Origin of the sequence: Actinomyces acetigenes (assembly GCF_031296635.1) — a bacterium.
Lineage (GTDB): Bacteria > Actinomycetota > Actinomycetes > Actinomycetales > Actinomycetaceae > Actinomyces > Actinomyces acetigenes.
This window is the reverse complement of the sequence record NZ_JASPFC010000002.1, coordinates 73,122-97,589: the sequence shown is the minus strand read 5'-3', so window position 1 is coordinate 97,589 and position 24,468 is coordinate 73,122. Positions and strand designations below refer to the sequence as shown.

The following is a 24,468-nucleotide window of genomic DNA, read 5'->3' as shown; positions in this document are numbered from 1 at the left end:
TCCCGTGTGCGCTTCCCATCCGGACTCTCACCGTCGGTCCAGGAGTTCCACCTGGTCAGCCGGCCGCTGGATGCGACCGGGTCGCGGACTGTCACCGCCGGTTCGGACTTTCACCGACCCCAGAGCACACGAGCTCATCTCGTTGGGGAGAATGTACCGCGCGCGAGTGCGTTCAGTCACCTCTGCGCATCTATGTTGACCATCCACACCTCGGCAGGGTGTCCGGGTGCGGGCGCACCGCGGGAGGGTGGCCCGCACCGGGCCTCACTTCTTGCGGTACAGGGACTTGGTGGCGTAGACGGGCTCGTTGGTGACCTGCACGCCCAGGGCGCGGAAGATGCCCTCGTCCACCGGGCCCAGGATCGTGGAGGTGTGGACCTCGCAGCCCCGCAGCGTCTCGAGCTGGTCGAGGGCCTTGCGGGCGTTGTCGTCCCCGTTGGCGGACACGGCCAGGGCAATGAGCACCTCGTCGGTGTGCAAGCGCGGGTTGCGGCTGCCCAGCTCCTGTGTCTTGAGCCTCTGGATGGGTTCGATGGAGGCCGGGGCCAGCAGGTTGATGTGGTCATCGATCCCGGCCAGGAGCTTGAGGGCGTTGAGCAGCATCGCAGAGGAGCACCCCAGCAGGGCGGAGGTCTTGCCCGTCACGATGCGCCCGTCGGGCAGCTCGATCGCCGAGGCCGGCTCGCCGGTGGCCTCAGCTACCTCCAGCGCGGGCCGTACGACGGGGCGGTCCTCCTTGCTCACCCCTACCTTGGCCATGAGCAGCCCGATCCGCTGGGACTGGACGGGGGCGATGACTTCGCGCTTCTCGGCAACCAGGGCCCGGTAGTAGCGGCGGATGATCTCCTGGCAGGCGGCCTGCCGGCAGGCCTCGTCGTCGCTGATGCAGTTGCCGGCCATGTTGACGCCCATGTCCGTGGGGGAGGCGTAGGGTGAGGAGCCCAGGATCTCCTCGAACAGGCGGCTCAGGACCGGGAAGACCTCGACGTCGCGGTTGTAGTTGACGGTCTGGACGCCGTGGGCCGCCAGGTGAAAGGGGTCGATCATGTTGACGTCGTCGAGGTCAGCGGTGGCGGCCTCGTAGGCGATGTTGACCGGGTGGTCCAGGGGCAGGTTCCAGATCGGGAAGGTCTCGAACTTCGCGTAGCCCGAGGAGATGCCCCGCTGGTGGTCGTGGTAGATCTGGGACAGGCAGGTGGCCATCTTGCCGCTGCCCGGGCCGGGGGCGGTGACGACCACGAGGTCCCGTTTGGTCTCGATGTACTCGTTGCGCCCGTAGCCCTCCGCCGAGACGATGCGGGCGACGTCACCGGGGTAGCCGGGGATGGGGAAGTGACGGTAGACCGTGATGTCCAGCGCCTCCAGCTTGCGCTTGAAGTCGTGGGCCTGGCGGTTGTCATCAGTCCACTGGGTCACGACGACGCTACCCACGTAGAGCCCGTAGCTGCGGAAGGCGTCGATGTGGCGCAGCAGGTCGTCCTCGTAGGGGATGCCCAGGTCCGCGCGGACCTTGTTGCGGGCGAGGTGCTTGGCGTTGACCGCCATGACGATCTCGACCTCGTCGGCCAGCTCGGCGAGCATGACGATCTTGTTGTCCGGGGTGAAGCCCGGCAGCACGCGCGAGGCGTGCATGTCGTCGATGAGCTTGCCGCCGAACTCCAGATAGAGCTTGCCGCCGAACTGGGCGCGGCGCTCCGCGATGTGGCTGGACTGCATCCGCAGGTACTTCTCGCGGTCGAATCCGATGCGCAATGGGCTCTCCTTGAAGCGGTCTGATGAACGAGTGGAGGGGATGGAAAAGAGAGGAGGGCGCCTCCCCGGAGGGAGGCGCCCTTCAGATGCTCACTGCTGCGGTGGCCTCAGAGGGAGGCGACGCGCTTGGCGAGCTTGGACTTGCGGTTGGCGGCCTGGTTCTTGTGGATGACGCCCTTGGAGACGGCCTTGTCCAGCTTGCGGGAGGCGGCCTTGAGGTGCTCGAGTGCGGCGTCCTTGTCACCGGCCTCGACGGCCTCGCGCACGCGGCGCACGTAGGTCTTGAGCTCGGACTTGACGGACTTGTTGCGCAGGCGGGCCTTCTCGTTGGTCTTGATGCGCTTGATCTGGGACTTGATGTTCGCCACGGTGAAACTTTCTCGCGTCTGATTGGTCGATGGCCGGAGAGAGGGTTCGCGCCACGGGCTGACATGAGGTGGTGGGGCACCTGGCTGACCCGGTCGCCGGACCCCGCAGCCGGCCAGGCCAGAGGTCCAGTAGGCGACTGTATCATTCAGGTTCTCCGTGCCCCCAGGCGCGAAGCGGGGTCGAGGCGTGAGGTGCATCGCCCCATGAGCCTCTGCGCTCAGACCGTGCTGCGGAGGCGATCAGGAGTGGTGGTGGCGCAGGGCGGCCACGACGCCGTCGAAGACCTCCCGGTTCATCGTGGCCCCCTCTCGGCGCACGGAGGCCGGCTCCACCAGGAGCAGACGGTCCAGGCGCACCTCGCTGGGGCGGCCCTGACGGTCCCAGGCGCCGGTGCCGACGTCGTGCCAGAAGCGGCCCCAGCGCGCCTCCTGGGCGGCGTCGCGGTCGTGGTCCTTGCTCGTCATCTGGGCCACGACCAGGCGGCTCTCGTGGCGAGCCAGGACCAGGACGGGCCGGTCCTTGCCCTGGGTGGGATCCTCCTCGAAGGGCACCCAGGCCCACACCACCTCGCCGGGGTCGGCGTCGCCGTCCGGGTCGGGGGAGTAGCTGAAGGCGGGCAGCCCCAGGGCGGAGACGTCGTAGACGCTGACACCTCGCGACGAGGGGGCCGCCGACGACTTGGGGGTGCGGGACTGCGCAGGCTCAGCGGAACCGGATGGCGTGCTGCCGGACGTGCCGGACGGCGCCGAGGGCTTCTGAGCAAGTGCGTCGGAGGCGGCGTGCCCGAGCAGGGTGAGGATCCGGTTGAGAAGGCTGGCCATGGGCGCCACCCTACCGTCGGACGGGATGGGGCGGCCGCCGCAGGCTCACGGCGGCAACCAGCACCACCGGTGGCCCCGCCCCGAAGCAGGAGGAGGACCACCGGAGGCGCCGGCGAATGCGCCGATGATGCGTGCACCCGCAAGGCCCGCACCGTGAAGGTGCTAGTTCCCGGTGCGCGTCACGGGAATGCAGATCGCGTGGGTCCCGGCCTCGGTGCCGCCGTAGCTGCCGTCGACGTCGATCTGCATGGTCAGTCCCTGGGAGGGGTCCTGGGGGTCGCAGGTACCCAGGGACTTCCAGGTGTCCTCGGTGACCGCCTCGGCGTTGACCTGGTAGGTGCTGGTGAAGGTCATCGTGGTTGACGAGTGGGCGTTCAGGGAGGCTCCGGTGCGCAATGACAAGGAGCCGTCATCCTGAAGGGCATAGCTGTCCGGGCCGACCCACCGCGGGGTACCGGTACCTGTGACGCTCTTGAGGGTGAAGCCGGCGGGGATCCGGGGGCGCAGGACGATATCGGAGCTGCTCCCCCCGGCGTCGGTGTTGTTGGTGAAGGTGATGGTGTAGCCGACCTCGACCTCGTAGGTGCCGGTGGGGGCGGCCTCGACCAGGAGATCCGTGGGATGAGTCTCCACCTCAACCACCGGCCGGTCCTTGGTGTAGTCGCTGGAGAAGGTCTGGTTGCCGGTGGTCAGTGCGGTCTTGACCCGGTTGCGTCCCGTGACGCCGGTCAGGTCGACCTGGCAGGTGATCTCCTTGCCCTGGGGGACCTTCGCTGTACCGCTGGAGACGGTGAGGTTCTCGGCCGGTCCCGTGGCGGAGACGACCTTGCCTCCGACGGCGGTCAGGTCGCAGGTCAGGGCGCCCACCTGGGCCTGTCCTCTGGACCTGCCGGCGGAGATGGTGAAGTCCGACAGGGGAGTCGTGGAGTCATTTCGCGCCGTCATGGTGAAGCGGGCGGCGTCCTTGGCGGCCCCATCGACCCTGACGTTCTCAACGGACACGGTGGCGTGAGCCTCGCTGGCAGCGGGCTTGTTCGCCGTGACAGTGGGCTGAAGAATCGCGTTGCGCGTCGAAACCTCGATGGTGGGCGAGAAACGGTAGCTGCGCGCGTCCGCACCGGGAGCCGCCACCGTGGTCCCCAGGTCCAGATCGAAGTAGCTGTTCTTGTCCCAGTAGGTGAAGAAGTTGACCTCATAGGTCAGGCTCAGGTGCTCAGGAGTGCAGGAAACGGCTTTGACCGAGCCGATGGACTCGTTCAGCAGCGGGTTGTACAACTCAGAGATGGAGCTCAGCTCGGAGTCCGCCATCAAGCTCGGGGGCTCACCGCCGCCGTTGTCGATGTAGAAGGAGCTGGTCCCGGCCACCTCATCGCCGCTCTGGGAGGGACAGGACCAGGTCCACTGACCCGGCACGGAGTCGGCCTCGATGGTGACGTTCGTGGAGCTCTTCGGGGCAATGGCCGATGGGATGCGGACCCTCCAGCTCAGACAACCCTCGGCATTGCCGGAGCCATGGCAGCCGGCGCCAGCCGTGTGGTAGAGCCCCTCCACGGTGATGTCGGTATCAGCGGATGCCGGGGCGGCGACGGCTGCGGCGGCGAGCAGGGGAAAAGCCAGGGCGATGCGCAGGAGGCGCCGCCACGGACGAGCGGGTGGGGAGGATGGGAAGTGCATGAGCACGCCTTTCGGTGAGGTGAATGGAGCATTGGATTCCCGTTGCAGGAGAAAGTCATATGAAGGTCGGATAGGTGAGGTACTCACCTATCCGACCTTCAACCAGCCGGGCTGATCGACCTGTGCTCGTGCTCAGTTCTTCGTGCGCGTCACGACGGTGCAGGCCGAGTAGGTGCCGGGCTCAACCCCGTCGCTGCCGACGACGTCGATCTGGGTGGTCAGTCCCTTGGAGGGGTCCTTGGGGTCGCAGGTGCCCAGGGACTTCCAGGTGTCCTCGGTGACCGCCTCGGCATTGACCTGGTAGAAGGCGGTGAAAGTCATCGTGGTCGAGGAGTGGGCGTACAGGGTGTCGCTCGTGGACAGGGGTATGGAGCCATCGGGCTGGAGCGCGTAGTCGTCCGGGCTGATCCACCACGGGACGCCACTGTCCAACACGTACATGAAGCTGAAGCCGGCCGGGATCGGGGGGTGCAGGACGATATTGGAGGTGTGGCCGTCGGCGTCGGTGGTGTTGGTGAAGGTGACGGAGTAGCCGACCTCGACCTCGTAGGTGCCGGTGGGGGCGGCCTCAACTCCGCGATCAGTGGGCTGGACCTTCACCTCGCTGATGGGGCGGTCCTTGGTGTAGTCGCTGGAGAAGGTCTGGTTGCCGGTGGTCAGTGCGGCCTTGACCGTGTTGCGTCCCGTGATGCCGGTCAGGTCCACCTGGCAGGTGATCTCCTTGCCCTGAGGGACCTTTGCCGCTCCGCTGGCGACCGTGAGGTTCGCGGCCGGTCCCGTGGCGGAGACGACCTTGCCTCCGAAGGAGGTCAGGTCGCAGGTCAGAGCACCTACCTGTGCCTGTCCTCTGGACCGGCCGGCGGAGATGGTGAAGTTGGACAGGGGTGTGGTGGAGTCGTTCCGCGCCGTCATGGTGAAGCGGGAGGTGTCCTTGGCGGCGCCGTCGACCGCGACCTCCTGGGTGGACACGGTGGCGTGAGCCGCACTGGCAGCGGGCTTCTGGGCCGTCGCGGTGGGCGTGAGAACCAGGCTGCCCGTGGAGGTCGTGATCTTCGGGCTGAAGGTGTAGCTGCGCGCGTCCGCGCCGGGAGCCACCACCGTGGTCCCCAGGTCCAGGTCGAGATAGGAGCTCTGGTCCCGGGCGGAGTCGAAGTCGACCTCGTAGGTCAGGCTCAGGTGCTCAGGAGTGCAGGAAGCGGCTGTGACCGAGCCGGCGCTGTCCCCGTGCTGGTTGTAGTAGAGATGGTCGAAGAAACCCAGGCCGGAGCCGGCCAGCTTCGATACGGGCTCGTCCTTGCCCCTGTCGATGTAGAAGGCACTGGTTCCCGCCACCCTGTCGCCGTCCGGAGAGGGACAGGACCAGGTCCACTGACCCGGCACGGAATCGGCCTCAATAGTGATGGTGGTGGATGCGTTCGGGGCGATGGTCGAGGGGACGCGCACCCCCCAGCTCAGACAGCCCTCGGCACTGTCGGAGCCATGGCATCCGGCACCGGCGGAATGATAGCGCCCCTCCACGGTGATACCGGTGTCCGGGGCGGCGGTTGGGACGGCTGCGCTCACCGGAGCGGCGACGGCGCCGACGGTGAGCAGAGGAAGAGTGATGGCGACACCCAGGAGGCGCCGCCACGGACGAGCGGGTGGGGAGGACGGGAAGTGCATGAGCACGCCTTTCACTGAAATGATCGGAAGGGAAGCCAATCGGTCCTTTAATATATCCCTGAACAGGGCGCTATGGAAATGGCGAAGTGCTTCTTCTACCGCGCTTCCCCGGCTTTCGTGAAAGGCATGGACAAAGGTCGGTCACGTCCAACTTTTGGCGCAACCGACCCTTGTCATTGTTCTTCTCGACTCGTCTGCCAGACCTCGCCCATCAGTGCGGGCGCGTGGCCTCCTTCATCGTGGCGGTGAATGCGACGAGGTCACTGCGCAGCGCCCCGAGCGCGTAGTGACGGCGCTCCTCATGACCTCCTGCGCCGTTGTTGCCGCAGGCTGCCGCCACGATCTCAGGGGCGTAGCGCTCCACGATCTTGACCGTGGCCGATCCACTGATGGCGCCGTCGGCGCCGGCTGCGATGGCCTCGGCGACCTGCTCGGGCGTGGAGATGCCGAAGCCCAGCATCACCGGTGCAGCGGCGTCGGCCCGCAGACGCTCCACCGACTCGGCCAGGCCCACGGTGGAGGAGGCCCACTCGGTGCCGGTCACCCCCACCCGGGAGACGGCGTAGACGTAGCCGCGCGAGGCCGCCGCCACCGCGTCCAGAGTCTCGGCCGCGGCCGACGGCGGGGCGATGTAGACGGCGTCGACACCGGCTTCCTCAGCGGCCCGGCTGAAGGCGGCCGACTCGCGGATCGGGACGTCGGGCAGCAGCACCGAGTCGATACCGGCCTGCGCGCACTCGGAGTAGAAGCGCTCCAGGCCCATCGCGAAGGGCACGTTGCCGTAGATGAGCATGCCGATAGGCAGCCACGGGTGGCGCCGGCGCACCCGCTGAACCACCTCCAGGCAGTCCTGGAAACCCACACCCGCGGCCAGGGCCCGCACATGCGCCTTCTGGATCGTGGGACCGTCAGCGACCGGGTCGGTGAAGGGCACACCCAGCTCCAGCGCGTCGGCCCCACCGGCGATGAGCGCCTCGATGACGGCCTCGCTGGTGTCCGCATCGGGGTCACCGACCATGACGAAGGGGACGAAGGCGCCCTCACCGCGCTCCTTGAGGGCGGCGAACATTGCAGGATAACGACTCATCTCAGAACTCCTCATCCAAGCCTGCGTTCAGGCTGGCGCCCTTGGCGGCGTTCAGGCCCGCGTACTCGGTGCGCTTGCCCATCTGCTCCACCATGCGCGAGGCCCTGGCCACGGCGCCATCAGTGGAGAAGGAGCCCCCCAGCCTCGCCTGCACCTGGTCGAGATCCTTGTCCCCACGGCCCGACAGGCACACCAGCAGGATCGGGGGCTCCTCGCCGTCGGGCACCACCCGGGCCATCGCCAGGGCCTGAGCCAGGGCGTGGGCGGACTCCATGGCCGGGATGATCCCCTCGTGGCGCGACAGCAGCCGGAAGGCCTCGATCGCCTCGTCGTCACCGATGCCCACGTAGCGGGCCCGGCCGGTGTCCGACAACCAGGCGTGCTCGGGCCCCACGCCCGGGTAGTCCAGGCCCGCCGAGACCGAGAAGGACTCCTCGACCTGCCCCTCCGAGGTGCGCATGAGGTAGCTGCGCGCCCCGTGGAGGATCCCCACCAGCCCCTTGTTGATGGGGGCGCCGTGGCGGGGCGTGTCCAGCCCCTCACCGGCCGGCTCGACCCCGACGAGCTCGACCCCGGGGTCGTTGATGAACTCGGCGAACATGCCGATCGCGTTGGAGCCACCCCCCACGCAGGCGATGACCGAGTCCGGAAGCCGCCCCGTCAGCCCCAGGACCTGGGCGCGAGCCTCCCGGGAGATGACCCGGTGGTACTCACGCACGATCGTGGGGAAGGGGTGCGGGCCGGCGGCCGTGCCCAGCAGGTAGTGGGTGTCGGCGAAGGAGGCCGTCCAGTCGCGCAGCGCCTCGTTGACCGCGTCCTTGAGCGTGCCCGCGCCACTGTCCACCGGGACCACCGTGGCGCCCATGAGCTCCATGCGCTCGACATTGGGCGCCTGGCGCACGACATCGGTGGCCCCCATATAGATGGTGCAGTCCAGGCCCAGCAGGGCGCAGACCATGGCCGTGGCCGTCCCGTGCTGGCCGGCGCCGGTCTCGGCGATGATGCGCTGCTTACCCATCCGCTTGGCCAGGAGGGCCTGCCCCAGAACCTGGTTGCCCTTGTGGGCGCCTCCATGAACCAGGTCCTCTCGCTTGAGCAGGATGCGCGCGTTGCCCTCCAACGGCAGGTTGCGCAGCTCGGTGACAGCCGTGGGACGCCCCAGGTAGCGGGTCATGAGCGTCTCCAGCTCGGCGGCAAAGGCCGGATCGGCCTGGGCATCGATGAAGGCGTCCTCGAGCTGGTCCAGCGCCGGGATGAGCAGCTCGGGTACGAACTGGCCCCCGTAGGGACCGAAGAAGGCCGGCAGGCGCGGATGGTGCCCCGACCCCTGGCCGTCCCGGTCCAGGGCCGACGACGACGCACCCTCACCTTCCGGCAGCGGCACCGCGGTGGCCAGCTCCCGGGCGGCCTCGGCCGGGTCCGGGGCCCCGGACAGGGACGAACCCACCAGGAGGGCGTCCACCAGGCCGGACAGACGCCGCACGTCCTGGGGAGCACCGACCCCCGACTCACCCACGAGGACCACCCCGGCCGGAGCCAGTGGGGCGAGCTCCTCAGTGCGCGCCAGGTCCGTCTCCAAGGTGCGCAGGTTGCGGTTGTTGATGCCGATGACCTCCGCCCCCAGAACCGAGGCGCGGTGCATCTCCTGTGGGGTCGAGACCTCCGTGAGCACCTCCATGCCCAGGCTGTGGGCCAGGTCGGCCAGCTCGCGGTAGACGTCGTCGGGCACCACCGAGAGCATGAGCAGGACCGCATCCGCCCCCAGGCTGCGGGCCGCCAGCACCTGGACCTCATCGACGATGAAGTCCTTGCACAGGACGGGCACGTCCACCACCTCGCGCACGGCCGCCAGGTCGTCGAAGGAGCCGTTGAAGCGGTCGGGCTCGGTGAGCACCGAGACCGCGGCCGCGTAAGGCGCGTACTGGGCGGCCAGCGAGGCCGGGTCGTAGTCGGAGCGGATGGTGCCGCGTGAGGGCGAGGCCGCCTTGCACTCCATGATGAGAGCCGGCTGCGGGCTGAGCTCCTGGCCGCTGCGGGTACGCAGGGCCGCCGCGAAGGAGCGCTGCGAGCGCTCCAGGTCCTCGGCTCTCAGGTGCCCGAAACGGGCGCGCAGCTCATCAATGCGCTCGCGGCGCGCCTGGACGATCGAGTCCAGGACGGTGCCCGTGGCGATGAGGCGCGCCTCGACCGGCTCACGGTAGGCGCGCGCGCCAGGGCCTGCGCCATCGGGTGGCGCGGTGGGGACGGGGGCGGTGTCTGGGGTGGTCACGGCTCCTCCTCAGGCCGTCTCAGTGGCGAGGTCACTGGCTTTGGTCATGGACTCCAGGTGGCGGGCCACGCCGCCGGAAAGGATCTGCTCCAGGGCCGCCGCCGTGCCGTCGGCGAGGCTGCCGGCCCGGCCGGTGAGGTACAGCAGGGCGCCGGCATTGACGGCGATCGCGTCACGGTGGGCGGGCCGCCCCTCACCCGAGACGGCCTTGCGCAGCAGGCGGGCGTTGTCGGTCGGCTCCCCACCCAGCAGGTCGGCCAGTTCGTAGGCGGGCACCCCCAGATCCTCAGGCGTGACCTCATAGGCCCTGACCCCGTCGGGCGTCGCCTCACGCACAAGGGTGGGGCCGTGGACGGCGATCTCGTCCAGGCCGGAGCCGTGGACCACGAGCGCGCGCTCACGTCCCAGCTGGACCATGGCCTCAGCGATCATGTCCAGCATCCCCGGGTCCCACACGCCCATGAGCTGGAAGGTCAGGTGGGCCGGGTTCACCAGCGGCCCCAGGACATTGAAGATCGTGGGCGTGGCCAGCGCCTTGCGCACCGGCGCCACATGCCGCATCGCCGGGTGGTAGGCCTGGGCGAACAGGAAGGTGAAGTGGTCACGGGCCAACAGCTCGACCGCCGTGGCCGGCTCCACGTCCAGCGGCAGCCCCAGCTCGGCGATGACATCGGCCGCCCCCGTCTTGGAGGACACGGCCCGGTTGCCGTGCTTGGCCACCGCGACCCCCATCGAGGCGGCCACCAGGCCCGCCCCTGTGGAGATGTTGATCGTGCCCACGCCATCGCCCCCGGTGCCCACGACGTCCACCAGCGGGAAGGACACCGACGGGAAGTCCCGGGCCACCTGACGGAAGGCGCTTGCGGCCCCGGCGACCTCCTGGGGCTCCTCACCGCGTGCGTGCAGCGCCGCAAGTAGTGCCGCCGTCTCTACCTCGGACAGGTCGCCGACGCCCAGGGCCGCAAAGACCGTCGAGGCCTGCTCGCGGCTCAGGCGCCGCCCCTGAACCACCTCTCGCAGCAGCTCGTGCGCCTCCTGCGCAGCGGCCGGGGCCGCGCTGTTGGTCTGACTCATCGGTCTGTAGCTCCTTATACGGGTGGTTGAGGCTGGTCGAGCGCCCGGGGGTGATTCTGCCCGAACGGTGGCTCCGACGTCGGTATGTGCGGGCCGACGGGGCGCAGGTGTGGCTCAGGGTGTCCGGGCCAGGCCGGCAGTGACGGCCTTGAGCAGGGCCGGGCCCTGCGGGGTGAGGATCGACTCGGGGTGGAACTGCAGCCCGACCGCGGGCAGCGACCGGTGCCGGGCCGCCATGACGATGCCGCCGCTTGCGTCCTCATCCGTCTGGGTGGTCCGGGCCAGACTGACGAGTGCCTCGGGCAGTGTGCGCGTACCCAGGGAGTGGTAGCGGGCCACATCCAGGGGACCGCCGTCGAGCACCGCGAAGGCCTCGTCCGCGCGCCCCGCCTCAGTGACCTCGAGGCGGTCGGAGCGGCCGTGGACCGGGCCGACCGGGGCGACCCGCCCGCCGCAGGCCTCGACCAGGGCCTGGAACCCCAGGCAGATGCCCAACGTGGGAATCGCCTCATCCAGGGCGGTGGCGATGAGCTCCATGAGGCAGCCCGACGTCGCCGGATAGCCCGGCCCCGGGGACAGGCACAGGACCGGGCGCCGCCCTACCTGCCGCTCGGCCGCGGTGGGCTCCAGGGCGGAGAGCACCCGGGAGGCCGGCACGTTGTTGCGGTAGACCTCGATCTGGGAGCCGAGGGTCGCGAACTGGTCGACGAGGTTGTAGACGAAGGAGTCGCGGTTGTCGAGCAGAACCACCCGAGCCGGTGCCGATGCCTCGGCAACACTACGGGCGTCCTGCGCGGTGCTCTGGCTGCTGGTGAGGGGCATCATGGCTCAGGCCTCCTTGTCGGTCCGGCTGCCAGTCTGACTACCGGTCTGATTGCCGGTGCGGTCAATGACGAGGGTGGCGCCCTGCGCGGCGGCGACCGCCTCCAGGACGGCGCGGGCCTTGTGAACGGTCTCGGCGGCCTCGGCGGCCGGGGAAGAGGCCGCCACGACACCGGCCCCGGCCTGGACCAGGGCGGTACCGGCGGAGACGAAACCGGAGCGGATGACGATGCAGGTATCCAGCTCGCCGTCACCGCGGATGTACCCCACTGAGCCGCCGTAGGAGCCGCGACGCACGCCCTCGGCCTGGCGGATGAGCTCGGCGGCCCGCAGCTTGGGGGCCCCGGTGAGGGTGCCCATCGTCATGGAGGCGCGGAAGGCGTCCAAGGCGTCCAGGTCCTCGGCCAGCTCGCCGGAGACCTCCGAGACCAGGTGCATCACCCGGCTGTAGCGGTCCACGCGCAGGAGGTCCTGGACACTGCGGGTTCCCGGACGGCTGACCCGGGCGACGTCGTTGCGGGCCAGGTCCACGAGCATGACGTGCTCGGCGACCTCCTTGGCGTCGGTGCGCAGCTCCAGCTCCAGGCGGGTGTCGCGCTCGTGGTCCACCGAGCCGTCGGCGTGCAGACCGCGCGGCCGGGTCCCGGCGATGGGGCGGATGGCGACCCGGCCGCTGCGCACCGAGTACAGCAGCGCCGACTCCGGGGAGGCACCGAAGAGCTCGAAGTCCGGGGAGGCCAGGTAGAACATGTACGGGCTGGGGTTGGCGTGGCGCAGCACGTGGTAGGCGGCCAGCGCATCAGGGCAGTCAATGGTGAAGCCGCGCGAGGGCACCACCTGGTAGACGTCGCCGTCGGCGATATAGCCGCGCATCTCCTCCACGACCGCCTCGAAGTCGGCGTCGGAGACGGTGGGCACCGCGTGCAGGATGGGGGAATCGGGGCCACCGGCCGGGGCCGGTGCCTCGAAGGCTGCGTGCGCTACGTCGGCGCTGTCGGCTGAGTCCTCAAGCCCGTCGATGGCGACGGCCAACGCCTCCATACGCTGCTCCAGGTCGGCGGCGTCAACCGAGGCTCCCACCAGGGTCGCCTCCCGCGTGGGGTGGTCGACGACCAGGATGATGCGCGCGTCATAGAAGAGGTAGTCGGGGCAGGTGTTGGCGCCCTGGGCCACCTCGGGCAGGGACTCGAAGGTGGACAGGTAGTCGAAGGCGAAGGCCCCCGCCTCCAGCGGCAGGTGGGGGTGGTCGACCTCGGCCCGGGCCAGGAGGCGCAGCGGCTCGATCGTGGACAGGGCGGTGAGCCGCTCACGCTCCTCGATGGTCGGGTCGTCGTCGCAGATCGTGGGCAGGGTCAGAGTCAACCGGCCGGGGGAGCGGTCGGTGACGTACTCGGCCAGGCCCTCCTCAAGACGCGCCAGAGCCACCAGACCATCGGCCCCGGGGGCTCCTGCGTCAACGGCGTCCAGCGCCTCAGCCATCACGGTCCCGCCCCAGCAGGTCAGCCTGGCCGAGGCCTCCAGGACGGCAACCGTGGTACGCGAGGCCTTGGTGGTGATGTCGGCGCTCTCCAGCAGGACGCAGTCCACCGGGCGCGCGGAGCCCTCGTCGGCTGGGCCCGCGATGGTGCGCAGCAGACCGGAGCGAGTCAGCTGCTCCAGCAGGGCGCCGCCGTCGGCGTGGTAGCGCACCGAGCGCGTCAGCACAGTCGGCGAGGCAGCTGACGGTGCGGCCGCGGGGGCAGTGTCTGGCACGGTGGGTGACATGGGGCCTCTTTCCTGAGATCGGGGTTCAGGCGGGCCTCTCACTCATGCGTCGGGCGGGCCCGCGGTGAGCGAGCCGGAAGGTCCTAACGCGTCAGGATGATGGCGGCTCGCCTCGAGGGGAGCCACCACCACTGGCGGTCACGGAACGCTGTCATAGCACCGAGGGTAGAACGAGGTCGTGACGTGACCAAATCGTCGGCCGGGGATGAGACGCCTGCCCGCACCTGTCGTGTGGCGTGCACAGGCATTGGTGCGCCTCAGGTGCTCGTCCGCGTTAGTTGCCCAGGCGGAGGGTTCTTCCACTGGTGGTGGCACTGGGCTTGGCGCTGGGCTTGCTGCTGGGTTTGGCGCTCTTGCTGCTCGCCTCGGCGACGGCGGAGGCCGCGTTGACGATGCCGGCGCCGCAGGACTTCTGGTCGCACTTGGACAAGGGGGTGGCCGTGTTCTGCAGGATGGTGACGATCTCCGTAGTCTTCAGATCGGGGTTGGCGGACAGCATCAGCGCGATGGTGCCGGAGACGTGGGGAGCCGCCTGACTGGTGCCCACCATGTCGGAGTAGCCGATGCTCCGAGGTACAGTCTGCGACTCATCGGTCGTGGACAGGATCTTCGGGCTGTTCTTGTCGCTGTCTCCACCGGGGGCGGAGATCTCGACGGTGTCACCGTAGTTCGAGAAGGACGAGCGGGTCCCGGTGCTCGTCGTGGCACCGACGGTGATGACGTTCTCGCAGCTGGCAGGGGCGGCGTTTCTGGCGTCCTCATTATTGTTGCCGGCGGCCGCCACGACGATGGAGCCGCGTTCGACGGCAGCATTGATGGCCTTCTGGTAGAAGCGAGGGCAGACGCGGGCGCCGCCCACGCTCAAGTTGAGGATCTGAGCGGGGTTCTTGTTGGTCGGTGCGCCGTTGACCTTGCCACCCGAGGCCCAGGTGATGGCGTCGACGATATTGGCGCTCTCGCCACCGCAACGACCCAGGGCGCGGACGGGCACGATCTTGGCGTCCGGGGCGACACCTGCCACACCATCGCCGTTGTTCGTGCGCGCTGCAATGGTCCCGGCAACATGGGAGCCGTGCCAGGACGACGGCCGGCCCCTATCGGCTCCGTTCGGGGCGGGGCACTCACCCGGTTCGTTCCAGTCGCCCTCGTCGTAGGGGTCGGCGTCGTAGCCGTCGTTGTCACGGGCTCTCTTGGCGTCGGAGATGAAGTCGTAGCCGGGCAGGAGCTGACCCTCGAGGTCCGGGTGGTCGGTCAGAACGCCGTTATCGATGACGGCGACCGTGACGCCCTTGCCGGTGGACTGCGACCAGGCGTTGGTGGCGTTGATCCCGTAGGAGCCCGAGGTCATGTCCCACTGCTCGGAGAAGTAGGGATCGTTGGGGACATTGCTGTCCTGGGTGGAGGTGTTGCCCAGGGCGGTGACGTGCAGATCGGGCTCGACGGCCTCGATACCGTCGGCGGCCTCGAGCGTGGAGATGAACTCCTTGACCTGATCCACGGTGAGCTTGTCACTCAGCTTCACGGCAGCCGTGCTCATGGCGTGAGCGGTCACGCTCTCCAGCTTGACCGAGAACTTGCCCGCGGCGGCGGTCAGCGCCTCCTTGTCCTTGGCGGGCAGAGAGTTGAGGACGTTCTCTCCGTAGGCCTTCGCGGAGGCGATGACCTTGCCCGCCGCCGAGTTCTCGGCGTAAGAGATGATGAAGCGGTCACTGGGCTCGGTGACCTTCGCCGCGTTGCCGTGGGCCGAGGCCGAGGCCGCAGCGGTGGCCTTGTGTCCGCCGAGGACTCCGGCGCGAACCAGGCCGACGGCGATGAGACAGACTGTCGCAATGGAGGCGACGACGATGAGCAGGACGCGTTTTCTGCTGAGGGTCATGGTGGGGAGGCTTTCGGTAGGGACGTCTCGGGACAGGGAGTGCTCAGGAACCCGGAATGCGACGATTCTGGCATGAGACGGCGGAAAACTCCCACCGGTGAGTGTGGGGAGGCCTCCCCAGCGGGTTCTGGGGCCGGAGCTGCCCGGGTCAGACGCGTTCGCGGCGCCCGCTGCCGCGGCCTGCGCGCATGACCCGACTGCGGCGAATGACCACGACAAGCGCTAGGGCCGTGAGCATCAGGAGGCAGATGAGACGCCCTGTCGGTCCGGTCAGCCAGGCCGTCAGGATCGCCATGCCGATGGTCGTGTAGACGGCGGCCCAGGCGATCGCCCCGGCGGCCGTGGCCGCCACGTAGCGGCGCAGCGGCATGCGGGCCACTCCCGCGGAGAGCTGGATGACGCTCTGGATGCCGACGGTCAGGAAGGACACCGGCACTGCCAGCACGCCCCAGCGCGCCGACCACGCCTGGGCGCGGGCGTACACGGGGGACTCGAGCAGCGAGACCCACCGGGTGCGCGCGGTCCCCGCCGTGATGCCCCGGCCGATCCAGTACATGGTGTGCGAACGCATCATGGCCAGGCACCAGAAGAACAGGAAGACCCAGGGATAGGGCAGGGAGTGGATCCGTTCCAGCATGCGAGGAAGGCTAACCTATGAGATAGAACTGTCACATCTCTCTTGTGTGACAGTATTTACACAATTTCTGATGCAACGATATTGTCTCAACGTGGTTATTTTGAGGATAACTGTAAGTAAATGGAGGTGTGCTGGTGGATGCTTGGGTGCCATCCGGGTTTGCGCAGGAGGAGTTGGCTCGCCGCAGCGAAATTATCGGGAGGTGGATAGGCATAAGGGAATCCGGTAATCGCATCGGTGCGAAGTGTGAGAATTTGTATGCTTCGCTTTGGGTGCTGGGGTGGGGCAAGCTACACTCCCTACAAGGGTGCTCAGAGCCGAGGAGTAGTTGTGGATTCTGAGGGCGCTAACAATCGACTGACAGCCATAATATTAGTGCAGGTTATGAGTCTCTGGGTAGGTGAGGGGGTGCTGTCTCAAGGTAGTTTCACTGTTCTGAGTTTAATGCGTGTCCCCAGATTGTAGGCGACTCATCACTGTTCTGTATCGGGCCCTCGAGGGGATGCGTTTCAGTGCTCCATCTCCGGTTGGGGGTGACTATGGAGTTGGGTCGCAGTCAATGTTGGTCTTCCAGTCGAAGCGCAGTGATCTGTGGTTTGGAGGCTAATTTTGCTTAGCTTAGTTTTCTGAGATTGCTTAGAATGTTTAGTGAAGGAGTATATTGTTGTTGTGGAAGGTTCAGGCTCTTGAGTCAATTCGGCGTATATTCCGGACGGCATGGGGTGAGGTTAGGAGGTTCGGAGCTATTATTATCAGGCCTCGGCGGTGGGGGTTACTTGGGGCTATCGTGTTTTGGGTGATTCTGGCTATTGCTGCTTTCACTGCGTTGGGGTGGATGTGGGGGAGTGGGCCATACCTTTCGTTGCATCGAATTTTTGTCAATTGGGTTGGCGGCGAACTGCGAACTGAGCCTTTCGAGCGTATCAAGGTTTCCTTGACCATGATTGGCGGTATCGGTGCTGTGGGGTACTTAGTGATAAAATATCGAGAACGTGCCGGCGTGGAACATAATGAGGCTGATGTCAAGCTTTTATCCGCGGTTCAGCAACTCGGTAGTGACTCGCCTCAGGTTCGGATTGCGGGCGTCTATTCTCTGGCGGATTTGGCTGACACCTATGGCAGTTCTTATCATCAGCGTGTTGTCAACATTCTATGCGGCTACTTACGTGTTGAGCGAGGATGCTGGAATTCTCTTGATGGTACTGAGGTGCGTAGTCATGAGGTCAAAGACACTTCCGAACTATACTATACAACGAACGATGGTCCGGTGGAATCTACTATTTTAAATGTGCTAGCGCGCCATCTCCGTAAAGGGAGGGTCGATTCACATCCTTGTCTTCAAGTCAAGCAAGATGTCGCTGACGATCAGTTATGGTGCGACTGTGAAATTGACTTACACGGTGTCCATTTCACCGAAAGAGTTCACCTTTGGGGAATCACATGTCGCTGGTTGAACGCTAGTGGGGCACAATTTCATAATTATCTAAATCTCGGGATGTCTACGTTTGTTGAAAGCGCTTCGTTTCATGGGGCGTTATTTTCTGATGAAGCTTGGTTTAAGGGTGCAAGATTTCGGGCGTTTGCGAATTTTAATAAGGCAACCTTTAGGGGGTATGTAACTTTTTCGAGAGCGCTATTTGCGGGAGATGCGCGTTTCCGTGGCATTAAGTTCGAAAGAGGTGGGTCCGGGAATTTCGGAGGGGCGCGCTTTAATGTCGAGTATTGGCATACAGATCCCCCAATTTTTTTGGTGGAACCGCCGTCAGAATTTATATTAGAGTTACCTTCCGGTGCTAGTTGGGCAGACTTTTCTAGTGAGCCTGCTCTGGAGATTGACGAACCGGAGGTGTGGTGTCGCAAAAATAGGGGTCGAGAAAAGTTGCGGGAATGATGCGAGTCGATGAGTTCTGAACACCTACTTAGGAGGCTGCTTTTCTGAAATTGCTTTTAATATAGGTGTGTGAATATTGAGGGTTGAGCCTTATTTTCCGTTGTGCAGATAACTTTAGTTTTGAAATTAATGTATTTTCTTGATGGTGTTGCCGGCTGCTGTCGGCAGGTCCTTGCACTGTTCTGAGTGGCCGCACCTCACACTGTGGGTTGGCCCGGCGGGCTGGGGTGGTGGGCCGCCGTCGTGGGAGACTTGGTCAAGACCCATCCCGGATATGAGGAAGAGCCAGGAACCGATCTCCGTGTCACCGATCCCCACACCAGAGCAGATGACCAGCGTCCAGCCCGCCGCCACCGAGCAGGCCCGGCTGCGCAACTTCTGCATCATCGCGCACATCGACCACGGCAAGTCCACCCTGGCCGACCGCATGCTCCAGGCCACCGGCGTCGTCCAGCCCCGCGACATGCGCGCCCAGTACCTGGACCGCATGGACATCGAGCGTGAGCGCGGCATCACCATCAAGTCCCAGGCCGTGCGCATGCCCTGGGCCATCGAGGGCGACGACGGCGTCACGCGCGCCTACGCTCTCAACATGATCGACACCCCCGGGCACGTCGACTTCTCCTACGAGGTCAACCGCTCCCTGGCCGCCTGCGAGGGCGCGGTCCTCCTGGTCGACGCCGCCCAGGGCATCCAGGCCCAGACCCTGGCCAACCTCTACATGGCCATCGAGGGGGACCTGACCATCATCCCGGTCCTCAACAAGATCGACCTGCCCGCCGCCGAGCCGGAGAAGCACGCCGAGGAGATCGCCTCCCTCATCGGCTGCGACGTCGACGACGTCCTCAAGGTCTCGGGCAAGACCGGCCAGGGCGTGCCCGAGCTGCTCGACCGGATCGTCGAGACCGTCCCACCCCCGCACGGCGACCCCGAGGCCCCGGCCCGCGCCATGATCTTCGACTCCGTCTACGACACCTACCGCGGCGTGGTCACCTACGTGCGCGTCGTCGACGGCGCCCTCAAGCCCCGCGAGCGCATCGAGATGCTCTCCACCAAGGCCGTCCACGACCTGCTGGAGATCGGCGTCATCAGCCCCGAGCCCACGCCGTCGGCCGGTTTGGGGGCCGGCGAGGTCGGCTACCTCATCACCGGGGTCAAGGACGTGCGCCAGTCCAAGGTCGGTGACACGGTCACCTCCGCGGCGGCCCCGGCCGACGAGCCGCTGTCGGGCTATCAGGACCCCAAGCCTATGGTCTTCTCCGGCCTGTTCCCGGTGGACGGCTCGGACTTCCCGGCCCTGCGCGACGCCCTGGACAAGCTCAAGCTCAACGACGCCGCCCTGACCTACGAGCCGGAGACCTCCGTGGCCCTGGGCTTCGGCTTCCGCTGCGGCTACCTGGGCCTGCTGCACCTGGAGATCATCCGCGAGCGCCTGGAGCGCGAGTTCAACCTGGACATCATTTCCACCGCCCCCTCCGTGGTCTACGAGGTGACGATGGAGGACCGCACCACGCACACGGTCACCAACCCCAGCGAGTTCCCCGAGGGCAAGGTCGCTGCCGTCTGCGAGCCGGTGGTGCGGGCCACGATCCTGACCCCCAGCGAGTTCGTGGGCACGGTCATGGAACTGTGCCAGTCGCGTCGCGGCACCATGCAGGGCATGGACTACCTCTCCGAGTCCCGCGTGGAGATGCACTACGTGCTGCCGCTGGCGGAGATCGTCTTCGACTTCTTCGACGCCCTGAAGTCGCGCACCCGCGGCTACGCCTCCCTGGACTACGAGGCGGACGGCTCCCAGGACGCCAACCTGGTCAAGGTCGACATCCTGCTCAACGGGGACAAGGTGGACGCCTTCAGTGCCATCGTCCACCGCGACTCGGCCTACTCCTACGGTGTCATGATGACCAAGCGTCTCAAGGATCTCATCCCGCGCCAGCAGTTTGAGGTTCCCGTGCAGGCGGCCATCGGCACCCGCGTCATCGCCCGCGAGACCATCCGGGCCCTGCGCAAGGACATGCTGGCCAAGTGCTACGGCGGTGACATCACCCGTAAGCGCAAGCTGCTGGAGAAGCAGAAGGAGGGCAAGAAGCGCATGAAGGCCATCGGCCGGGTCGAGGTGCCCCAGGAGGCCTTCATCGCGGCCCTCGGCGCGGACACGCCCACCGGGGCCAAGCCGGGCAAGTAGCGCAGCCGCGGGCACGAACAGGACCGAGCAGGACCAGGACGGCGCCTGCGGACGACGGAAGGACGGCTGCGAACATGAGTGACACGAGTAGGCAGACCACGGTTGACGCTGCCCTGACCGACGACGGCTCCGGCCTGGTCCTGACCCGGGAGCTGGCCCGGGTCCTGGGCGAGCCCCATGCCGGCGCGGACGGGCGCCACAACGATGAGCCATCACCGTTCCACGACGGCGACCTGGTGGGAACCGTCAGCGCGGTGTGCACCATCAAGGGGCTGCGGCCCGACGCCGGAGCGGCAGGCGTCTCGGCGATCCACAAGGGCGCCGTCAACGGTCCGGTTGAGGTGAGCCGCACCGGGATCGTCACCGACAAGCACGGGGACCGTGCCCACCACGGGGGCAGTGACAAGGCGCTCTACGCCATGAGCGCCGCCGAGCAACGCCACTGGTCCGAGGTCCTGGGCGGTATCGAGCCGGGGCGGCTGGGGGAGAACCTCCTCATCGAGGGGGACATTGACGACGTGGAGATCGGCGCGATCCTGTCCATCGGCGACCCGAGCAACGCAGGGCTGCGGGTCAGGGTGACCGGCGTACGCAACCCGTGCGCCACCTTCGCCCGAGGTGTGGGGCGCGCGGACTGGGTGGAGGTCTTCTCGGCGCGCAACCGGGTGGGCGTCTACCTGGCGGTGCTCACCGAGGGGACGGTGCAGGCCGGCGACGAGGTGCGCGTGGTCTCCTCCCCGGGCCACCGGGTCACCTGCCGGCGCTGGTTCGCCCACCACGACCCGCGCGACGCCCAGGCGCTGCTCAACTCCGAGATTTTCGGCAACTGCGTCATCGCGCCCTTCACTAAGAAGTACGTGCGCGCCGCCGCCCACGAGCGGGTCGGTTGACGGCGCCGCTCAGCGTCGAACGGCTCCCGGCAGACGGTTTCGAGACCTCATAGAAGTAAAGGACGCAAGGCTTCGTATGGCTCAGTACCACCCTCCTCGCTCCCACGCCATCCACTCCAGGGTGCGCTCCTTCTCGCGCGCCGGTGGCAGGCTGCGCCCCGCCCAGGCCGAGGCCCTGGCCAAGCTCGGTCCCCGCTACGTGGTCGATGTGCCGCGGGCCGACGCCGTGCGCACCGTGTCCCCGAGCTTCCGCCTGGATCCGGAGAAGGTCTTCGGGCACGTGGGGCAGGTGCGGCCGCTGATCGTCGAGGTCGGCTCGGGCAGTGGTGAGGCGCTCCTGGCCCATGCCGCCACCCACCCGGGGGCTGACTACCTGGCGGTGGAGGTCTGGGAGACCGCCATCGCACGGTTGGTGACCTCGATCCACCGTCAGGGCCTGCACAACGTGCGCGTCGTCCCCGCCGACGCCTCCCAGCTGCTGGCCACGGCCCTGCCGGTGTCCTGCGCCAGCGAGGTGTGGGTCTTCTTCCCCGACCCCTGGCGCAAGCCCCGCCACCGCAAGCGCCGCCTGGTGACTACCGCCTTCGCCGACTCGGTTGCCCGGGTGCTGCGTCCCGGCGGGGTGTGGCGCCTGGCCACCGACTGGGCGGACTACGCCTGGCAGATGCGCGACGTCATCGAGGACGTGGCGGCGCTGCCCACCGGCCTGCGTCCGGACACCACCCTGCCCTACTTCCGGCACGACGACGCCGGCGCCCGCCCCGACCTGGGGGCCGAGACCGCCGAGGAGGACAGCCTGGGCAACGGCCTGGACCCGGGATCCCCGGCGGGGGTGCGCGGCGGGTGGTCGCCCCGTTACGAGGGGCGGGTCATGACCCGCTTCGAGCAGCGGGGCCTGGATGCCGGGCGCACAATCCGCGACCTGACCGCAGTGCGCACCGAGGTGGCCTGGATCCCCGAGCGGGGCGCCTCCATGCTGGACCGCCTCGAGGCCGAGGGGCAGGCCTGGAACCACCTGGAGTCCCAGCCCTGGCGGCTGCGCGAGGGGCGCGGTGACGGCCTGCTGCATCCGGCGGACCGGCTGTGACTGATGTCCCCAGGTTGCCCCGCCGCGCCTGGCTCATGGCCATCGTCGCCGGCTTCCTCGGGTTCTGCGCGGTCCTGCGGGCACCGGTCGGCGTCATCCCGCCCCTGCTGACGCGCCTGGGTCAGGACCTGGGTATGGGGGAGGTGGCGCGCGGCGCACTGACCTCCGTGCCGATCCTGTGCTTCGGGCTGCTCACCCCGCTGGCCTCGACCGTGGTGCGTCGCCTCGGCATCAACACTGCGGGCCTGCTCACCTTGGGTATGGCTCTGGCCGGGGCACTGCTGCGCTCGGCCGGCACCACCTGGGCGGCCTTCGCCGGAACCGTCATCATCGGGGCGGGGCTGACGGTGGGCAACCTGGTCGCGCCCATGGTCATCGGCCGCGACTTCTGGCACCGCACCTCACTCATGACGGGCCTGTACTCCTCGACCTGCAACGTCATCGTCACCGCGGCCACCGCCCTGGCCGTGCCGCTGGCCCTTGTCATTGGCTGGCAGGGTTCGGCCGCCGCCTGGACCGCGATCCCGGTGCTGTTGGCCGGGGCCCTGTGGCTGTGGGTCTTCCCACCCGGCAGCAAGGCGCCCCGGCGGAGCCTGCGAGAGCGGTCGGGCATGACCTCCTGGGTGACGGAGCGCTCCCTGGCCCGTCCGACGTCGTCGGCCGGCGCCGCTGTCTGGAGACGCCCCCTGACCTGGGCGATGGCGGTCGCCTTCGCGGCCCAGACCTTCTCCTACTACGCGATCTCGGGCTGGCTGCCCACGGCCCTGGTTGACGAGCTCTCCATGAGCGAGTCCGCTGCGGGAGTGGCCGCCTCCGTGTTCTCCCTGCTGGGAATCGTGGGGCCCCTGCTGGTCCCGGTCATGCTCGAGGCACTGCGGTGGCCGGCCAGCAGGGTCCTCGGTGTCATCTGCGCCTGCTGGCTCATGCTGCCGGTCTGCCTGACGGTGGCCCCCGGCTACTGGCTGGTGCCCTGCATGCTCTCCGGCATTGCACAGGGCGCCTTCTTCGCCGCCCTGTTCACCCTGGTCATCCGCCGCTCGGAGTCGGTTGATGAGAACCGCCAAACCACCGCGATCATCCAGACGACGGGCTACTGCCTGGCCGCCGTCGGCCCCGTGGTGATGGGCTGGGTCCATGAGCGCAGCGGCGGCTGGGTGGCCCCTTTCTCCATGGTCGTGGGGGTGCTCGTGCTCATGAGCGTGTGCGCCCAGATCGCGGCCCACGCGGGCGACTCCGCCGGCAGGCCCGAGCCGTCCATTCCCGCCGGCGTCCTGCGGGGCGACGACGAGCGGGCCGAGCGAGGCGGCGATCAGTGAGCCCGGCCCAGCCGGTGGGTGAGCCCCTGCCGGGAATGGGGGAGCTGCCAGCGCAGGTGGCCGTGCCCGCTCCGGGCGGGGGGCAGCGCCCGTTCTCGGTGTATCTGCACGTGCCCTACTGCCGGGTGCGTTGCGGTTACTGCGACTTCAACACCTACACGAACCTGGCCATGGGACAGGGCGCCTCGGCCGAGGACTTTGTGGGAACTCTCGCCGGCGAGCTGCGCGCCGCCCGCCGCGCCATGGACGACGCGGGGCTGCCGGCGCGCGCCGCCCAGACCGTCTTCGTGGGCGGAGGAACCCCCACCATGCTGCCCGCCGCCGACCTGGTGGGCATGCTGGAGCTGGCACGCGAGTGCTTCGGGCTCGCGGCCGACGCGGAGGTGACCACCGAGGCCAACCCGGACTCCGTGGACGAGGCCGGCCTGGCAGCCCTGGCCGAAGGCGGTTTCACCCGGGTCTCCTTCGGGATGCAGTCGGCGGTGCCCCACGTGCTGAAGGTTCTGGAGCGCACCCACGAGCCCTCCCGGGTGCCCCGCGTGGTGGAGTGGGCGCGGAGGGCGGGCCTGAGCACCTCCCTGGATCTCATCTACGGGGCGCCGGGGGAGTCCGCCGAGGACTGGCAGCGCTCCCTGGACGCGGTGACCCTCATCGGCCCGGACCATGTGAGCGCCTACGCCCTGGTCATCGAGGAGGGCACTCGCATGTGGGGGCAGGTCCGCCGCGGAGAGCTCCCGATGCCCGAGGACGACGACGAGGCCACCAAGTACGAGATGGCCGACGCTGCCCTGGGGCAGGCCGGCTACGAGTGGTACGAGATCTCCAACTGGGCGCGGCCCGGCGCCGAGTGCCGCCACAACCAGGCTTACTGGCTCGACTGGGACTGGTGGGGCGCCGGGCCCGGAGCCCACTCCCACCTGGGCGACGTGCGCCTGTGGAACACCAAGCACCCGGTCGCCTGGGCCGGGCAGATCGCCACCGGTCACCTGCCCGTGGCCGGGCACGAGGTCATCGATGCCGAGTCCCGCGAGCTGGAGCGGATCATGCTGGGTATCCGGCTGCGTGAGGGCATCGAGCTGGCGAGCCTCGGGAACCGGCCGGACTGCCCCTCAGCGGAGCGCCCTGATGCGGGCCGAGCCACCCCACCGCACCTGGTGCCCGTTGTGGCCGGCCTCGTCGGCGATGGACTCCTCGACGCTGGAGCGGCCCTGAGGGGCCGTGCGGTCCTGACCCTGCGCGGCCGTCTCATGGCTGACACCGTCACCCGCGCCCTGACTCGATGAACCCAACCA

18 protein-coding genes and 1 riboswitch are annotated in these 24,468 nt (G+C 67.8%); of the genes, 6 read left to right on the top strand and 12 right to left on the bottom strand.

Annotation, left to right across the window (positions count from 1 at the left end):
- Positions 1-2: 2 nt before the first annotated feature.
- Positions 3-132, bottom strand: a riboswitch (FMN riboswitch).
- A gap of 132 nt (positions 133-264) precedes the next feature.
- The 12 genes from RIV14_RS01405 to RIV14_RS01350 all read right to left on the bottom strand — a co-directional run bounded on the left by RIV14_RS01405 (position 265) and on the right by RIV14_RS01350 (position 15,807).
- A complete protein-coding gene (locus RIV14_RS01405; RefSeq protein ID WP_075371818.1) occupies positions 265-1,752 on the bottom strand; it encodes a DUF1846 domain-containing protein in 1,488 nt (495 codons plus the stop codon).
- Between the two features lie 107 nt (positions 1,753-1,859).
- On the bottom strand, positions 1,860-2,120 hold the full coding sequence (gene rpsT, locus RIV14_RS01400; RefSeq protein WP_009396927.1) for a 30S ribosomal protein S20: 261 nt from the start codon (positions 2,118-2,120) through the stop codon (positions 1,860-1,862).
- 240 nt (positions 2,121-2,360) lie between these two features.
- A complete protein-coding gene (locus RIV14_RS01395) occupies positions 2,361-2,942 on the bottom strand; it encodes a type II toxin-antitoxin system PemK/MazF family toxin (protein WP_075371819.1) in 582 nt (193 codons plus the stop codon).
- 162 nt (positions 2,943-3,104) lie between these two features.
- Positions 3,105-4,616 (bottom strand): hypothetical protein, encoded by a 1,512-nt coding sequence (locus RIV14_RS01390; protein WP_075371820.1) that lies wholly within the window; start codon positions 4,614-4,616, stop codon positions 3,105-3,107.
- A 132-nt stretch (positions 4,617-4,748) separates the two neighbouring features.
- A complete protein-coding gene (locus RIV14_RS01385) occupies positions 4,749-6,278 on the bottom strand; it encodes a hypothetical protein (protein ID WP_075371903.1) in 1,530 nt (509 codons plus the stop codon).
- Between the two features lie 211 nt (positions 6,279-6,489).
- A complete protein-coding gene (gene trpA, locus RIV14_RS01380; RefSeq protein WP_075371821.1) occupies positions 6,490-7,365 on the bottom strand; it encodes a tryptophan synthase subunit alpha in 876 nt (291 codons plus the stop codon).
- Position 7,366: 1 nt separating this feature from the next.
- Complete coding sequence (gene trpB, locus RIV14_RS01375) at positions 7,367-9,634, bottom strand: tryptophan synthase subunit beta (protein WP_075371822.1); 2,268 nt, start codon at positions 9,632-9,634, stop codon at positions 7,367-7,369.
- A 9-nt stretch (positions 9,635-9,643) separates the two neighbouring features.
- On the bottom strand, positions 9,644-10,708 hold the full coding sequence (gene trpD / locus RIV14_RS01370; protein ID WP_075371823.1) for an anthranilate phosphoribosyltransferase: 1,065 nt from the start codon (positions 10,706-10,708) through the stop codon (positions 9,644-9,646).
- Between the two features lie 114 nt (positions 10,709-10,822).
- Entirely contained in the window at positions 10,823-11,530 is a 708-nt protein-coding gene (locus RIV14_RS01365) for an anthranilate synthase component II (RefSeq protein WP_081381226.1), read from the bottom strand.
- A 6-nt stretch (positions 11,531-11,536) separates the two neighbouring features.
- Positions 11,537-13,294 carry an anthranilate synthase component 1 gene (locus RIV14_RS01360; protein ID WP_075371824.1) on the bottom strand — a complete coding sequence of 586 codons (1,758 nt, stop codon included), beginning with the start codon at positions 13,292-13,294 and terminating at the stop codon, positions 11,537-11,539.
- Positions 13,295-13,568: 274 nt separating this feature from the next.
- The gene (locus RIV14_RS01355; RefSeq protein ID WP_075371825.1) at positions 13,569-15,170 is read right to left on the bottom strand and encodes a S8 family peptidase; all 1,602 of its coding nucleotides are present in this window, start codon (positions 15,168-15,170) and stop codon (positions 13,569-13,571) included.
- Between the two features lie 148 nt (positions 15,171-15,318).
- Complete coding sequence (locus tag RIV14_RS01350) at positions 15,319-15,807, bottom strand: DedA family protein (protein ID WP_081379546.1); 489 nt, start codon at positions 15,805-15,807, stop codon at positions 15,319-15,321.
- A gap of 796 nt (positions 15,808-16,603) precedes the next feature.
- Between RIV14_RS01350 and RIV14_RS01345 the strand changes: the two genes are divergently transcribed.
- The 6 genes from RIV14_RS01345 to hemW all read left to right on the top strand — a co-directional run bounded on the left by RIV14_RS01345 (position 16,604) and on the right by hemW (position 24,459).
- Positions 16,604-17,698 carry a pentapeptide repeat-containing protein gene (locus RIV14_RS01345; protein WP_143223433.1) on the top strand — a complete coding sequence of 365 codons (1,095 nt, stop codon included), beginning with the start codon at positions 16,604-16,606 and terminating at the stop codon, positions 17,696-17,698.
- A 301-nt stretch (positions 17,699-17,999) separates the two neighbouring features.
- A complete protein-coding gene (gene lepA / locus RIV14_RS01340; RefSeq protein ID WP_075371827.1) occupies positions 18,000-19,883 on the top strand; it encodes a translation elongation factor 4 in 1,884 nt (627 codons plus the stop codon).
- Between the two features lie 74 nt (positions 19,884-19,957).
- Positions 19,958-20,773: an MOSC domain-containing protein gene (locus RIV14_RS01335; RefSeq protein ID WP_075371828.1), complete on the top strand. Its 816-nt coding sequence runs from the start codon at positions 19,958-19,960 to the stop codon at positions 20,771-20,773.
- A 76-nt stretch (positions 20,774-20,849) separates the two neighbouring features.
- On the top strand, positions 20,850-21,860 hold the full coding sequence (gene trmB, locus RIV14_RS01330) for a tRNA (guanosine(46)-N7)-methyltransferase TrmB (protein WP_075371829.1): 1,011 nt from the start codon (positions 20,850-20,852) through the stop codon (positions 21,858-21,860).
- A 35-nt stretch (positions 21,861-21,895) separates the two neighbouring features.
- Positions 21,896-23,176, top strand: coding sequence for an MFS transporter (locus RIV14_RS01325; protein ID WP_428978856.1), 1,281 nt, complete (start codon positions 21,896-21,898; stop codon positions 23,174-23,176).
- Between the two features lie 35 nt (positions 23,177-23,211).
- Positions 23,212-24,459, top strand: a complete 1,248-nt coding sequence (gene hemW / locus RIV14_RS01320) for a radical SAM family heme chaperone HemW (RefSeq protein WP_075371831.1) — start codon at positions 23,212-23,214, stop codon at positions 24,457-24,459.
- The last annotated feature ends 9 nt before the right edge of the window (positions 24,460-24,468 follow it).

What these genes read in the sequence shown, in the direction of transcription:
- RIV14_RS01385 (WP_075371903.1), bottom strand. Translation starts at nt 6,278, where the DNA reads ATGCACTTCCCGTCCTCCCCACCCGCTCGTCCGTGGCGGCGCCTCCTG.
- RIV14_RS01365 (WP_081381226.1), bottom strand. Translation starts at nt 11,530, where the DNA reads ATGCCCCTCACCAGCAGCCAGAGCACCGCGCAGGACGCCCGTAGTGTT.
- RIV14_RS01390 (WP_075371820.1), bottom strand. Translation starts at nt 4,616, where the DNA reads ATGCACTTCCCATCCTCCCCACCCGCTCGTCCGTGGCGGCGCCTCCTG.
- trpA (WP_075371821.1), bottom strand. Translation starts at nt 7,365, where the DNA reads ATGAGTCGTTATCCTGCAATGTTCGCCGCCCTCAAGGAGCGCGGTGAG.
- RIV14_RS01335 (WP_075371828.1), top strand. Translation starts at nt 19,958, where the DNA reads ATGAGTGACACGAGTAGGCAGACCACGGTTGACGCTGCCCTGACCGAC.
- RIV14_RS01350 (WP_081379546.1), bottom strand. Translation starts at nt 15,807, where the DNA reads ATGCTGGAACGGATCCACTCCCTGCCCTATCCCTGGGTCTTCCTGTTC.
- RIV14_RS01395 (WP_075371819.1), bottom strand. Translation starts at nt 2,942, where the DNA reads ATGGCCAGCCTTCTCAACCGGATCCTCACCCTGCTCGGGCACGCCGCC.
- trmB (WP_075371829.1), top strand. Translation starts at nt 20,850, where the DNA reads ATGGCTCAGTACCACCCTCCTCGCTCCCACGCCATCCACTCCAGGGTG.
- RIV14_RS01355 (WP_075371825.1), bottom strand. Translation starts at nt 15,170, where the DNA reads ATGACCCTCAGCAGAAAACGCGTCCTGCTCATCGTCGTCGCCTCCATT.
- hemW (WP_075371831.1), top strand. Translation starts at nt 23,212, where the DNA reads ATGGGGGAGCTGCCAGCGCAGGTGGCCGTGCCCGCTCCGGGCGGGGGG.
- RIV14_RS01325 (WP_428978856.1), top strand. Translation starts at nt 21,896, where the DNA reads ATGGCCATCGTCGCCGGCTTCCTCGGGTTCTGCGCGGTCCTGCGGGCA.
- trpD (WP_075371823.1), bottom strand. Translation starts at nt 10,708, where the DNA reads ATGAGTCAGACCAACAGCGCGGCCCCGGCCGCTGCGCAGGAGGCGCAC.
- RIV14_RS01360 (WP_075371824.1), bottom strand. Translation starts at nt 13,294, where the DNA reads ATGTCACCCACCGTGCCAGACACTGCCCCCGCGGCCGCACCGTCAGCT.